General features: G+C 72.2%; 13 protein-coding genes. 4 read left to right on the top strand and 9 right to left on the bottom strand.

All coding sequences use genetic code 11. The annotated features are described in order from the left end of the window. The first annotated feature begins 1 nt into the window (after position 1). Positions 2–1099, top strand: coding sequence for a DUF2336 domain-containing protein (locus ACFSC0_RS12935; protein WP_377283744.1), 1098 nt, complete (start codon positions 2–4; stop codon positions 1097–1099). Positions 1100–1141: 42 nt separating this feature from the next. Here the strand turns inward: ACFSC0_RS12935 and ACFSC0_RS12930 are convergent, their stop codons facing one another. The 5 genes from ACFSC0_RS12930 to ACFSC0_RS12910 form a co-directional block, all read right to left on the bottom strand. Beyond that, positions 1142–2521 (bottom strand): hypothetical protein, encoded by a 1380-nt coding sequence (locus ACFSC0_RS12930; RefSeq protein ID WP_377283745.1) that lies wholly within the window; start codon positions 2519–2521, stop codon positions 1142–1144. Positions 2522–2838: 317 nt separating this feature from the next. After that, positions 2839–4437, bottom strand: coding sequence for a peptide chain release factor 3 (locus ACFSC0_RS12925; RefSeq protein WP_377283746.1), 1599 nt, complete (start codon positions 4435–4437; stop codon positions 2839–2841). Positions 4438–4536: 99 nt separating this feature from the next. Continuing rightward, on the bottom strand, positions 4537–5583 hold the full coding sequence (locus tag ACFSC0_RS12920) for an ATP-dependent DNA ligase (RefSeq protein ID WP_377283747.1): 1047 nt from the start codon (positions 5581–5583) through the stop codon (positions 4537–4539). Between the two features lie 43 nt (positions 5584–5626). Then, positions 5627–6007, bottom strand: a complete 381-nt coding sequence (locus tag ACFSC0_RS12915; RefSeq protein WP_377283748.1) for a hypothetical protein — start codon at positions 6005–6007, stop codon at positions 5627–5629. 57 nt (positions 6008–6064) lie between these two features. Further along, complete coding sequence (locus ACFSC0_RS12910; RefSeq protein ID WP_377283749.1) at positions 6065–6397, bottom strand: DUF1491 family protein; 333 nt, start codon at positions 6395–6397, stop codon at positions 6065–6067. A gap of 145 nt (positions 6398–6542) precedes the next feature. Between ACFSC0_RS12910 and ACFSC0_RS12905 the strand changes: the two genes are divergently transcribed. Further along, positions 6543–7397, top strand: a complete 855-nt coding sequence (locus ACFSC0_RS12905) for a hypothetical protein (protein WP_377283750.1) — start codon at positions 6543–6545, stop codon at positions 7395–7397. Positions 7398–7639: 242 nt separating this feature from the next. On the opposite strand, the gene ACFSC0_RS12900 is transcribed toward ACFSC0_RS12905, so the two are convergent. Continuing rightward, positions 7640–9319 (bottom strand): sensor histidine kinase, encoded by a 1680-nt coding sequence (locus tag ACFSC0_RS12900; RefSeq protein WP_377283751.1) that lies wholly within the window; start codon positions 9317–9319, stop codon positions 7640–7642. A gap of 178 nt (positions 9320–9497) precedes the next feature. Between ACFSC0_RS12900 and ACFSC0_RS12895 the strand changes: the two genes are divergently transcribed. After that, the gene (locus tag ACFSC0_RS12895; RefSeq protein WP_377283752.1) at positions 9498–10244 is read left to right on the top strand and encodes a sensor histidine kinase; all 747 of its coding nucleotides are present in this window, start codon (positions 9498–9500) and stop codon (positions 10242–10244) included. Positions 10245–10292: 48 nt separating this feature from the next. Further along, positions 10293–10718 (top strand): SufE family protein, encoded by a 426-nt coding sequence (locus ACFSC0_RS12890; protein ID WP_377283753.1) that lies wholly within the window; start codon positions 10293–10295, stop codon positions 10716–10718. Here ACFSC0_RS12890 and mopJ read toward each other — a convergent pair. The 3 genes from mopJ to ACFSC0_RS12875 form a co-directional block, all read right to left on the bottom strand. Then, the gene (gene mopJ / locus ACFSC0_RS12885; RefSeq protein ID WP_377283754.1) at positions 10715–11206 is read right to left on the bottom strand and encodes a motility/cell cycle regulatory protein MopJ; all 492 of its coding nucleotides are present in this window, start codon (positions 11204–11206) and stop codon (positions 10715–10717) included. The genes ACFSC0_RS12890 and mopJ overlap by 4 nt on opposite strands. A gap of 288 nt (positions 11207–11494) precedes the next feature. Beyond that, positions 11495–11914, bottom strand: a complete 420-nt coding sequence (locus tag ACFSC0_RS12880; protein ID WP_377283755.1) for a Ros/MucR family transcriptional regulator — start codon at positions 11912–11914, stop codon at positions 11495–11497. Positions 11915–12132: 218 nt separating this feature from the next. Beyond that, positions 12133–13368 (bottom strand): DUF2336 domain-containing protein, encoded by a 1236-nt coding sequence (locus ACFSC0_RS12875; protein WP_377283756.1) that lies wholly within the window; start codon positions 13366–13368, stop codon positions 12133–12135. Between the last annotated feature and the right edge of the window lie 14 nt (positions 13369–13382).

Here is a 13382-nt window from a genome sequence, read left to right as displayed (position 1 = left end):
CATGCAACGCACCAAGCTGCACGACCTGATCGACCTGGCGAAGGAAGAGTCCAGCGAGCGCCGGCGCGAACTGCTGCGCAACGTGACGGACCTGTTCTTCACCACCGAGGCCGAGCGCAACGGCCAGGAGATGGACCTGTTCGATGACATCCTCTCGCAGCTGTCGAGCGAGATGGAGGAGGCCGTCCGCGTCGAGCTGGCCGGGCGCATGGCCCAGGCCGAGGCCCCGCCGCTGGGCCTGCTGCGCGACCTGGCCCGCGACCAGTCGATCGCCGTCGCCCAGCCGGTGCTGGCCGGCTCCAACGCCCTGACCGAGGACGACCTGCTGGCCGTGGCCCGCACCCGCGGCCAGGAGCACCTGCGGGCCATCTCCCAGCGCGAGACCGTCTCCCAGGCGGTGACCGAAGCCATCGTCGAGCGCGGCGACGACCAGACCCTGGGCGTGCTGCTGCGCAACGAGGGAGCCGAACTGTCCCGCGAGGCGCACGAGATCGTCGTCGACCGGGCCGCCGAGAACCCCGACCTGCACGAGGCCGTGGTCGGCCGCCAGAGCCTGCCGCCCGACCTGCTGAACGAGATGTACTTCGTCGTCGAGGCGCGGCTGCGGGACAAGATCCTGGAGCGCAACGCCGAGATGGACCCGGCCGCGCTGGAGGCCGCCCTGGCCGCCGGCCGAAAGGCGGTCGCCACCCGTCACGGCTCGCTGCCGCCCGATTACGCCGAGGCCGAGAAGGCGATCCGCTCGCTGCGCGTCCGCGGCGCAGTCACCCCGCCGGTGCTGGCCGGCTTCCTGCGCAACCGCGAAACCACCAAGTTCCTGGTGGCCCTCTCCGACATGGCCGGCATCGACTTCCAGACCGCCCGCCGGATCCTGGAGAAGCGTGAGCTGGACGCCCTGTCGATCGTCTGCAAGGCGGCCGGCTTCGACCGCTCGCTGTTCCTCACCTTCGCGGTGCTGATCCTCGACCGCGACGCCAACGCCATGGGCCGGGCGCGCGAGTACGGCGAACTCTACGAGACGCTGCCGGTGGAGGCCGCCCAGCGGACCATCCGCTTTTGGCGCATGCGCCGCACCACGGGCGACGTCGCGGCCGCTTAGGGCGTCCCGGCGGTCGCTTGCAGTTGAGCAGTCGCGCTTGCGCTAGTGCGCGGGACGCGTGGTCGCGGCCCCGGCGCGGAGCCGCTCCAGCGCCTCGAGCGCGAGCACGCTCAGGGAGCGCAGCCCCTCTTCGGTGAACACGTCGAACGCGGCGTTCAGCGCCACCGCGGCGGCGGCGCGCTCGCCACGGTCCTTGCGGGTGATCTCGGTGCGGGCCTCGTAGATGCGGGCCAGGTTCAGCTGCACGAGGGCCCAGCCCACCGGGTCCTTTCGGGCCTGCAGGCGGGACAGCTCGATCTTGAAGGCGCTCTCGGCGGCGTCGAGCACGGCCATGTCGCCGGTCAGTTCGGCCAGACGCGCCAGGCACAGGGCGCGGTTGCTGGCGGCGGCCGCGCGCACGGCGAGCGAAGGCGCGCGCTTCAGGGCGACCAGCGCCCGGTCGTAGCCGGTGATCGCCTGTTCGTAGGCGCGATCGCTGGCGCTCTCTTCGGCCAGGGCCTGCAGCGCCTGGGCGAGAGCCACCTGGGTCCGGGCCCAGTCCAGCGGGCTGTGGTCGCGGGGCAGCTGGTCGAGCACGTCGGCCAGCTCGCTGACGCTGGCGGCGAACAGGTCGGGCGCGCCGGTGATCTCGCCGAGCAGGGTGGCGGCCTGGGCGTGGGCCAGCGTGGCGCGGGCCCAGGTGAGCGGCTCGTACGCCAGGTCCATGGTCTCGGCCACGTCGGCGGCCTCGTCGCGGGCGGCCTGGACGAGGTCCTCGTCCTTCAGGCGAGCGCCCCAGGCCGAGAGCAGGTCGGCGCGGGCCAGGCGGGCCTCGGCGGCCAGCAGCCGCGCGGGCGGGCAGCGGCGGACCAGCGCCTGCAGCGCGTCGATCGGCTGGGCGAGGCGGGCGGCGAACTGACGGGCGGCGTCGGCGTCGCCCGTGGCGAGGCGGCGGCGACCCTCGATCAGCCCCAGGGCGGCGTCGGCGAGCGGGGCGGCCAGGCCCCCGCGGCTGGCCTTGCGGGCCTCGCGGAAGGCGACTTCGGCGGCGGCGTTCAGCCCCTCGTCGCCGAACAGCTCGGCGCCCAGCAGCGCACAGTAGCCCTGCTCGCAGCGGGCCCGGGCCCAGCCGTCCGGCCGGCGGGACTTGTCGAAGGCTTCGGCGGCGGCCTCGGCGGTGGCGGCGGCCTTGCGCAGGGCCACGGCCTCGCCCGAGCGGCGGGCGATCTCGCGCCAGACGATCGCCGCCTCGAGGAGACGCTGGGCGCGGTCGCGGGCCCCCACCCGGCCGGCGGCCACGTCGGCGGCCTTGCCCTCGTTGCGCAGCAGGGAAAGCTCGAGCAGCTCCAGAAGGGCCTGGTCGCCGCCGGTCAGGCCGTCCCGCACGGGCCTGATCCCCTCGGCTCCGAACAGCCGCTTCAGCTCACGCCCGAACTCGAACATGCCCCAACTCCGGTAACCCTGCGCCGTCCCACCGCGGGACGTCCTCAGGAAGCTCAGCCCTCGATGAGCAAAGCCGGAGCCGCTGGCCTTTAACAAGTCGTTAACCATAAAGTCGTGGTTAACGAAGGATAAAGAATTGTTGATGGTTTCGTGACCGGGACTGGCCGGAGTCTTGCAGGGTTAACGGCCCCCGCAAGCAACGTCACCTCGGACGGCCTGAAGGGCCGATCCGGGACCCAGCAAACGGCGCGCGGACTCTGGGTCCCGGCTCTCCAGCCCGCTGCGCGGGCTTCCCGCCGGGATGACGGTCTGAGGTCTTACGCCCGCTCTTTCGTGCGCTCGAAGCGGACCTTGGGATAGCGTTCGGAGACGTAGCCGATCTCCCAGGCGGACTTGGCGAGGAACACCGGCTGTTCGTCGATGTCGGTCGCCATGGCGCTGCGGTGCTTGCCCATGAAGTCCTCGAGGTCGGCCTTCTCGCCGCCCAGCCAGCGGGCCTCGGCGTAGGGGGACGGCTCGAAGATCACCTCCAGGGCGTATTCGTTGGCCAGGCGGTCGGCCATGACCTCGAACTGCAGCTGGCCGACGGCGCCGACGATGAAGTCGGCTCCCATCTGCGGGCGGAACAGCTGGGTGACGCCCTCCTCGGCCAGCCCCTCAAGCGCCTTCTTCAGGTGCTTGGCCTTGAGCGGGTCCTTCACCCGCACCCGCTGCAGGATCTCGGGCGCGAAGTTCGGCAGGCCCGCGAACCGCACGGTCCCGGTCTCCGACAGGCTGTCGCCGACCCGCAGCACGCCGTGGTTGGGGATGCCGATCACGTCGCCCGCGAAGGCGTCCTCGGCCAGCTCGCGATCGGAGGCGAAGAACATCACCGGAGCGTTCACCGACAGCTGCCGGCCGGTGTTCTGCACCTTCAGCTTCATGCCCCGGGTGAACCGGCCCGAGCACAGCTTCAGGAAGGCGATCCGGTCGCGGTGGTTGGGGTCCATGTTCGCCTGGACCTTGAACACGAAGCCGGTGACCTCCTTCTCGCCTGGGGCGATGTGGGTCCCCTCCCCGCCGCGGGCCGCCGCAACGGCCTTCGGGGGCGGCGCGTAGGCGCCCAGGCCCTCCAGCAGCTGGTCGACGCCGAAGTGGCGCAGGGCCGAGCCGAAGAAGACCGGGGTCATGTGGCCTTCCAGGAAGGACTGCGGATCGAACGGCTTGGCCGCCTCCTGCACCAGCATCGCCCCCTCCTCCAGCTCGCCCTGCTCGTCGGGGTCCAGGTGGGTGACGATGGCGTTGCTCTGGAAGGCGACCGGACCCGGATGGCCGTGGCCGTCGGCCGACGGCTTGGCGAACGGCAGGAAGCGGTTGCGCCGAAGGTCCAGCATGCCCTTGAATCGCCCGCCCGAGCCGGCCGGCCAGTAGAGCGGCGCCGGATCCAGCGCCAGCTTGGAGGCGATCTCGTCCAGCAGGGCGAAGGGGTCCTGGGCCTCCCGGTCCATCTTGTTGATGAAGGTGACGATCGGGATGTCGCGCAGGCGGCAAACCTCGAACAGCTTCAGGGTCTGGGGCTCGATGCCCTTGGCCGCGTCCAGCACCATCACCGCCGCGTCGGCGGCCGTCAGGGTGCGGTAGGTGTCTTCCGAGAAGTCCTCGTGGCCCGGGGTGTCCAGCAGGTTGAACATCAGCCCGTCGTGGTCGAACGTCATCACGCTCGCCGAGACGGAGATGCCCCGCTCGCGCTCGATCTTCATCCAGTCGGACCGGGTGCGGCGGTTCTCGCCGCGCGCCCGCACCTGACCGGCCGCGCGGATGGCCCCGCCGGCCAGCAGCAGGTTCTCGGTCAGGGTGGTCTTGCCGGCGTCGGGGTGGGAGATGATCGCGAAGGTGCGCCGGCGCGCGGCCTCGGCGGCCGGGGAGTTGGAGCTCATGGGGTGCGCGCTTAGCCCGCCCCGCCCCCTTAAGCAAACCCGCCGGTGGCCGCATGCTCTCCTCTCCCCCCGCGGCGAGGCTCCGCGGAGACGAGGTCGTCACGCCGCCGACAGCTGCTTCACCAGTTCCTCGGCGCTCGCCGGCGGCGTCAGCTGGTCGAAGGTGCATTGGCGCGGCGCCTTGTCGGGGCGCCAGCGGAGCAGCTTGGTCCCGTGGCGGAAGCGCTCGCCGGTGACGTGGTCGTAGCGGACCTCCACGACCAGCTCGGGCTTCAGCGGCGTCCACTCGGTGGAGCGCTCGTTGCTCCAGCGGCTCGGCCCGCCGGGGGCGGAGCCGGTGAAGCCGGGCGGCTCGGCGAGCGCCTCCAGCCGCCTCGTCAGCGCCGGCCGCTCCGCCCGCGGGATGGTCGAGGTGAAGCCCACGTGGTGCAGCAGGCCCTTCTCGTCATAGAGGCCGAGCAGCAGCGAGCCCACCTGCCGGGAGGCCTGCTCGTAGCGGAAGCCGCCCACCACGCAGTCGGCGCTGCGCAGCCGCTTGATCTTCAGCATCGCCCGCTCGCCGGGCTCGTAGGGCCCCTCCAGCCGCTTGGCGATCACCCCGTCAAGGGCGGCGCCCACCTGGTCGAGCCAGGCGCAGGCGGTTCGGGGATCCTCCGTGCCCGGCGAGAGCCGCACGTCGGCGTCCCCGCCGAACCGGGCGATCAGGGCCTCCAGCGCCGCCCGGCGCTCGTGCAGCGGCGCCTTCAGCAGCGAGCGGCCCTTCCCGTCCACCAGGCAGTCGAACAGCACCAGGCCCGCCGGCGTCTCGCCGGCCAGCTTGCGGATGCGGCTTTCGGCCGGGTGCAGCCGCATCTGCAGGGCGTCGAACGACATCTCGCCGCCGACCGCGATGGTCAGCTCGCCGTCGACGACGAAGCGCGTCACCGGCAGGGCGGCGAGCGCGGCGGCCACCTCGGGGAAATAGCGGGTCAGCGGCTTGCCGGACTTGGATTTCAGCTCCACCTCGCCGCCGTCGCGGAAGGCCAGGCATCGGAAGCCGTCCCACTTGGGCTCGAACCACCAGCCTGGGCCCTCGGGCACGTCGTCGACCAGCTTGGCCTCCATGGGCGGCAGGTCGAGGGGGATCGGCAGGTCGGCGAGCGCCATGCCCGGGAGAACACCCCCTGGCGCGGGGCGTTCCGGGCGCGCCTCAGGCGGCGACGCGGCGCCAGATGGCGCGCTCCACCGCGTCGGCATCCAGCTCCCCGTCGCGCTGGCGGCGGTAGAGGTCGGCCATCACGTCGACGGCCAGGCTGGCGAACTTGGTCTTCACCTCCGCCGGCGCGCAGCCGGGGCGGGGCGCGCTGAACCAGGCCGCGTTCACGTCCGGCGCCTTGAGATGGATCAGGGCGGCCAGCCGCTGGGCCTTGTCGGGCCGGACGCGGTGCAGGGTCGGATTGGCGGCGAACATCTCCCGCCCCAGCCGCACGACCGCGTCGATCGACAGCCCGGCGACCTGCGCGCCCATGCCGTCCTTGGCCAGATTGACCGTCGCCGTGCTGATCACCGCGTCGTTGAGGAGGAAGAGCATGGCCCTTTGTTACCCAGTTGGGTTTCCGAGCCGCTTCCAAGGGCGGTTTCCGGCCCGCTAACCCTGCTCCACCGGCTCGGTCAGGAAGTGGCGGCCCTGCTTGTCCTCGATCTCCACCACCCACAGGTCCGGGTCGATGCGGATGGCCCGCTCCAGGTAACGGTCGAGGTCCGGCTCATCTTCTGAGGCGGCCGGGCGCATCCACACGCGCTCGCCGTCGCCGCGGGTGGCCTCGGCGTAGAGCCGGGCGGTGTTGTCGGAGCGGTTGAGCACCTTGACGATCACCGCGCCGGCCCGCGGGTCGCCCTTGCGCGCGACCACGGCGAAGGCGCCGCCCAGCTCGGCCCGGCGGATCAGGGCCGCCACCCAGACGTCGGTCGAAAGCAGCATCGCCGTCCTTTGGCTGGAACATCGTCAACCGAACGGAAACGCCGGGCCGGTAAGGCTGTCCGTGACGGTCGAGAACGACCATAGGGGAAATGATCGGCCGATGACGAGCCCGCGCCAAGCGCGCGCCGCAGCCCTGGCGGGCGCGATGGCGTTGACGACGGCCGTGGCCGGCGCCGCGTCCGCAGCTCCCCTCGACATCTTGTCCGAACGCGCCCTGATGAGCGCGGCGAACGCGCGCTGCGGCCTCTTCGAGCCGCAGGTCGCCGCAACGCTCGAAGCCGGTCAGGCCCAGGCCCGGGGCGACGCGCTGCGCGCCGGCGCCTCGGCCGCCCAGGTCGCCGCCGCCCAGGCCGACGCCCGGCGCCGCGCCGCCGCCCTTCCCTGCGACGCCCCGCAGATCCGCGCCGCCGCCGCGCGCGTACGCAGCGCCTACGAGGCCTATGCCCGCATCGAGCGGATGACCTATCGCGGCGAGGTGGGCGACTGGCGCGCCGACCGGGGCCTCAGCGCCCGGCCCCGCTGGCGCCTGGCCCAGACGACGGCGATCGGCGGGCGACCGGCGGTGTTCGGCCTGGCCGGGCGTGAGGGCGCCGAGGCGCTGCTCGCCGTCGCCGAGTTCCCGAACGGGCGCCGGCCCTACGCCGCCCGGCTGGTGATGCGGGACGTGCGCCGCACCTCCGGCCCTGTGCTCGACCGCCGCGGGACCCGCGCCGGCGCCACCGTGCCCCTGTCCCGTCGGATGCCGTCGGGCCACGCCCTCAAGAGCTTCCCCGCCGAGGCCCGCGAGGCCGCGCCCGAGGCGCTGGCGCCCGCCGGCATGAAGCGCGGCTGGGCCTTCCGCTTCCCGGCCGAGGCCGCCGGCGCGCTGGCCGGCCTGGATCCGCGCGAGGCGGTGGCCGTGGAGTTCCTGTTCTCCGGATCGCCCGAGACCCTGCGCGCCTACATCGAAGTCGGCGACTTCGCCGCCGGCCGCCAGTTCCTCACCCTCGCCCAGCGCTGACGCCGCGCCCGCCGCGAAGCGGCGAACATCCTGCATGTGCCTAAGCAGATAATTCGACACGAAGACCACGAAGGACACGAAGAGCACGAAGACGCCCCGGCGCGCGTCGGCGCCGCGACCAGTCGACGGCGCGATGAGGCCAGATGGAACACGAAGATTCCTTCGTGTCCTTCGTATCCTTCGTGGTCTTCGTGTTCGAATTGCCGCCTGTCGGGCGGAGCGCCGCCGCGGGGCGGAGTTCCCTAGTGGATCGTCGCCTGGCTTTCGACGGGGGCGACGGGGGCCGGGACGGGGGTCTCGCGCAGGAGGACCGGCAGGCTGACGGTCACCTGGGTGCCCTCGCCGACTCGGCTCTCGATGATCATCTCGCCGCCGTGCAGTTCGGCGAAGGCGCGGACCAGCGACAGGCCAAGGCCGGTGCCGCCGGCCCGGGCGTTGGCGTCGCCGGCCTGTTCGTAGGGCCGACCGATCCGCTTCAGGTCTTCCGGACCGATGCCGGCGCCGGTGTCGCTGACCACCAGCTCCATGGCCTCGCCGACCTCGTGCAGGGCGACGGTGACCTGGCCCTCGGCCGGAGTGAACCGCAGGGCGTTGGAGATCAGGTTGAGGGTGATCTGCTTCAGGGCGCGCCGGTCGGCGTCGACCATCAGCGGCTCCTTCGGCAGCACCCCGCGCAGCTGGATCCGCGCCCGGTCGGCCTGGCCGCGCATCAGCCGCAGCACGGCGCTCACCGCCTCGCGGGCGTCGAACTCCTCGCGGGCCAGCTCGAACCGCTCGGCCTCGATCTTAGACATGTCGAGGACGTCGTTGATGAGGTCCAGGAGGTGGCCGCCGGACTCGTGGATCAGCTCGGCGTACTCGGCGTACTTGTCGCTCATCGGGCCGAACAGCCGGGCGCGCATGATGTCCGAGAAGCCCATGATGGCGTTCAGCGGCGTGCGCAGCTCGTGGCTCATGTTGGCCAGGAAGCGGGACTTGCCCGCGTTGCGGGCCTCGGCCTGGGCGCGGGCCTCCTCGAGCTCGGCCTCGCGGCCGATCTGCCAGGCGGCGGAGCGCAGGGCGCCCACCAGCCGCCGCGCCGCGGCCCGGCGCAGCACCAGGGCCACCGGCTGGTCGGCGCCAGCGGGCGTGAACCGCGCCTCGGCCTCCCCGTCGGCCAGCGCCTTGCGGATCGCCGCCTCGATGACCGCCGCCTGCTCCGTGTCGGTGGTTTCGGCCAGCCGCCGGCCCGGCAGATGCTCGGGATCGAGCCCCGGCGCCGTCGGGCCGTAGGCCGACTGGACGCGGCCCTCGGCGTCCAGGGTGACCAGCACGAACGGCTGCTCGGCCAGGAGCCGCTCCATCCGCACCTCGGCGGCCCGGCCGCGGCGGACATCGTGCGTCTGGCGCCGCTGCAGCAGCACCACGCCGGCCGCCAGGCCGCCCGCCAGGCTGGCGATGGACAGCAGCCGCAGCCAGTAGTCGGTCCAGTTGGCGATCGGCGTCGGCGGCAGGGAGATGGCGGCCATCGCCGCCAGACCCGCGGCGATCAGCGCCGCCGCCCCGCCCAGCGCGGCCAGCCGCACCTCGCCGGTGGCCGCCGCCGCGGCCAGAGGGGCCAGGCACCAGAAGGCGAGCGGACCGGTAAGGCCGCCGGTCAGCAGGCTGGAGCCCACCGCGCAGGCCGCCCAGGCCAGCACCAGCGCCACGCCCGCCCCCGGCCGGCGCGCGACCAGCAGGCCGACCAGGGCCGGCGCCGCGCCCACCGCCAGCGCCAGCCAGCTCAGCGGCGTCACCTCGGCCCGCCCGATCCACAGCCCCGCCGCGGCCGCGGCCACCGCCGCCAGCCAGCCCGCCGACCAGCCCGTGACGGCGCGCGCACGCCGCGCGTCCTGCGCGGGCGGTCGGGCCGGCTGGGAGGTGGCAGGGGTCTGGATCGACAAGGGCCCTATTCGCAGATTCGCATCTGATGGAAGTCGCCTGAGCTTAGCCGCCCGGGGCCGCCCGTGCGAGTGCGCTCGCGTCTCGCGCGACGGGCGGGTCAAACCCCAGCGAAACCAAATCGTAAGCGCCACACGCCATGCTGCGCCGGCTCGTTCAGGGGCAGAAGGTCCTTCCCTCATGGCCGATCCGGCCCGGCCCTTGGCCGAACTGCGGATGCTCCAGGCCGCCCCGGCGGCGGCGGCCACCGAAGATCAGAAGCGCGCCTTCCTGCGCCTGATGAGCCATGAGCTGCGGACCCCGCTCAACTCGATCCTGGGCTTCTCGGAGATCCTGGCCGGAGAGCTCTACGGCCCGCTGGGCGCGCCGCAGTACAAGGAATACGCCGAGATCGTCCGCGACAGCGGCCACAAGCTGCTGCAACTGATCAACCAGCTGCTGGAACTGGCCAGGCTCGAGGGCGGCCTCAGCGATCTGGAGCCGCGGCCCGAGCCGCTCGGCCCGGCGCTCGAGGAGGTGGTCGAGCAGCTCCGCGCCGAGGGACGGGTGCGCATCGACCGCGAGGGCGACGCGGCCGCCGCCTTCGCCGACCCGCGCGGCCTGCGCAGCGTGCTGGAGTCCCTGGTCGGCAACGCCCTGGCCGCCTCGCCCGCCGAGGCCGAGGTCCAGGTCGTGATCCGGACCGTCGGCGGCGAGGCCGAGATCGTGGTCCGCGACGCCGGCCTGCCGGTGCACCCGGACGACCTGCCCCGCCTGCTTCGGCCGTTCGAGAAGCCCGAGGCGGGAGACGGCGGCGCCGGACGGGGCGCGCTGAGCCTGGCCCTGCCGACCGCGGCCCTGCTCTGCCGGGCGATGGGCGGGGCGCTGAGCCTGTCCAGCGGTCCGGACGAGGGCCTGACCGCGAGCGTGCGGCTGCCCGCCGCCTGAAGTCCAGGTTGCGCCAGGCCCTGCGGCCCCCTAAGTCGCGACTGACCGATGAGCGCCATTCAAGACCAGCTGAACGACCTGGCCGCCGAGTTCGACCTGTTGGGCGACTGGGAGGAGCGCTACCGCTATGTCATCGAGCTCGGCCGCGAGCTCGCCCCGCTCACCGACGCCGAGCGCAACGAGGCCAACAAGGTGCGCGGCTGCGCCAGCCAGGTGTGGCTGGTCACCGAGCCGAAGAGCGACGGCACCGTCGGCTTCCGCGGCGATTCGGACGCCCACATCGTGCGCGGGCTGATCGCCATCCTGCTCCGGCTGTTCTCGGGCCGGAGGCCCGACGAGATCGTGGCCTTCGATCCGAAGGCGGCGTTCGACGCCCTGGGGCTGTCGGGCGCCCTTTCCTCGCAGCGGTCGAACGGGTTGGCGGCGATGGCCGCGCGGATCCGCCGGGACGCCGAGGCCCTGGCCGCCGCCTAGGCCGCCCGGATGCCGGTCGCGCCGGCCTCGCTCTGCATGCCGACGACGGCGTCGTAGCCGAGGATCATGTCCACGTCCCGGCCGTTGGACGCCAGCGGCAGGCGCAGCCACAGGATCGACAGGTGGCCGGCCCCGCGCCAGGCGAGGCTGTGCACGCCGACGGCCGGACGGCGCTCGGCGACGACCTTGGAGAGCTCGCCCCGCCAGTATTCGGCGGCGGCGGTATTGTAGATGTCCTCCAACCGCCGGCCGGTGATCTCGCGGCCGTAGACGCTGTAGAGGCCGGTGCCCGCCAGGCGCAGGCGGAACTCGGGCGGGTCGCCCACCACGTCGGTCAGCGTCACCGTCGGGAGCAGGCGCTTGAAGTCCTTGGGATGGATGTCGTCGCGTCCGGGCAACCGTCCAGCGCTCCGCAGGCCCGCCCAATAGGCGAACAGCTCTTCGTGAGCTCGGGCTGCAGCTGCTGGGGCTCCGATGTGGGCCGCCATCTTCAGATTCCTTAACAACAGATTGGAATCAACGACGAATCACATATCGCCTCATGCGCGAATCGGCGGCAAGTCGAAAGTCCGCCTTTGCGGCGAAGATTTGGCTGGGCGTGCGAAAATGAGACAGGGGCGGCGCCCCTGGGGGTGACAGGTAGCCCGTCGGGCGACCAGTCACCAAGGCCCTTCGGTGACGGGTTGGCGCGCAGCGCCTACCTGTCACCTTGTCCGGAGCCGGCGCCCGCGAATTGTCCGGAGCCGGCGCCCGCGAACGGGCGAAGTCGTCGTCTGCTAGCGCTTCTTGCGGGCCGCCTGGCGGCCGCCTTGGCCGAGGCCCATCTGCTTGGCCAGGTCCGAGCGGGCCTTGGCGTAGTTGGGGGCGACCATCGGATAGTCCTTCGGCAGGCCCCACTTGGCCCGGTATTCCTCGGGGCTCATGTTGTACTTGGTGCGCAGGTGGCGCTTCAGCGACTTGAACTTGCGGCCGTCCTCGAGGCAGACGAGGTAATCGGGCGTGATCGAGCGGCGGATCGGCACGGCCGGTTCTTTCGGCGCCGTCTCCACCACTTCACCGCCGGTCGAGATGCCCGCCAGCGCCCGGTGCACGCTCTGGATCAGGTTGGGCAGCTCGGCGGCGGAAACAGAATTGTTGCCCACGTAGGCGGAAACGATATCCGCCGTCATCTCGATGACTTCCGACTTCTGGTCCATTCTTCTTGTCCTTATGCGCGCCGGCGCGCCCAATGGGGGTGAACTGATTCACCGAGTAGGTTCCAGGTCATTATAGGCGTGATTGCCCAAGCACAAGGCCGAATAACAACTCGGCTCTATTGAGCGCCGACCAATTGAACAAAAGCTCTGGAAAACTTGGCTGATTCCGCGGGCTGACAGCACTAGCTCGCCTCGCGGCTGCATTGAAGCGGCGTCGGTTAGCGCCCGAACTCCTTGGACAAGGCCAACATCGCCGTGCGTTGCGGCACCGAGTACTCGTCCAGGGCCGCCTCGTCCCCTTCCTCGATCGCCTTGAGCAGGGCCGGCGTCAGGGCCGAGGACAGCGACCAGTTCCAGTAACGGAGCACGGTCTGGGCCCGATCGACGGCGATCATGTCGTAGGTGATCAGCACCCGCTCCAGCGCCGGGACGAGGGCGCCGGAGGCGTCCGTCTCGGGCCGGCGCAGCCCCCGCCAAAGGGCGCGCACGGCCGCCTTGGGCAGGCCGGTGGCCTTGCACAGGATGGCCAGCGGCTCGCCGCCGGAGTCGGACATGATCTTCAGGCCGGTCATCGGCTTCAGGCCGGCCAGGTAGGAGATCTCCTCGGCCACGTCCCGGGTCAGGCCCGCCTGGCCGGCGGCGATCGCCGCCTCCAGGCTCTCGAAGGGGCTCTTCTCGATGGCCGCGCGGTTGCGCTGGCGCCGCTCGATGAACTGCAGCGCCTTGCGGGAGAGCGGGTCCTGCCAGCCCTCCTCCGCGGCCATGGAGAAGATGTCGCCGACCGCGTCCTGCAGCACCTCGCGGGACACGGCGAAGCGCTGGAGGATGGTGCGCCGGGCCTCGGAATCCGCCCACCAGAACAGCACATAGGCGTGGGCGGGCCGCAGCTCCGGCCGCTTCAGCAGATAGGGGAGAAGCCGCGGGTCGTTGCGGGTCAGGGCGACGATGCCCTCGATCCCCGCGTAGGACAGCCGGGCGGTGTCGTTCTTCAGCAGGCTCTCGAGCACCGGCGGCTCGCCGTGCTCGATGAGGGCGTCGGCGACCAGCTCGCCCAGGCCGCGGCGGGCGGCGATCAGCCGGCGGTGGTCCAGGCCGGCGTTGCGCGCGCAGTCGACGAGGTCGCTCTCGTTCAGGTGGGGGCACTCGCGCAGCAGCGGCTCGGCGACCTCGAACTCGGCCTTCAGCAGCAGCCTGACGAGGGTGGTCGGCGGCTCGGTGAGGCTGGCGAGGCGCCGCGACACCCGCAGCTTCTCGTGGGTCTGGGCCTCGCGCAGCATGTCGACCAGCAGGTCCGCGGTCATCGCCCGCTCGAAGGCGTTCACCCGCGAGCTCGGCAGGCAGACCACGTCGGCCAGGCGGCGCAGCAGGGCGTGCCGGGCGCGGAAGGCCGGCGTGGCGGCGCCCGCCTCGCCGAGGCTGTCGTCGAATTCCGGTGCGGCGGCGGCCTGGGTCATCGTCCCGCAGGATC

It is taken from the genome of Phenylobacterium terrae, from assembly GCF_042681205.1.
Classification (GTDB): Bacteria; Pseudomonadota; Alphaproteobacteria; order Caulobacterales; family Caulobacteraceae; genus Phenylobacterium; species Phenylobacterium terrae.
The sequence above is the reverse complement of the archived record's forward strand: the minus strand, read 5'-3'. Positions and strand labels throughout refer to the sequence as shown.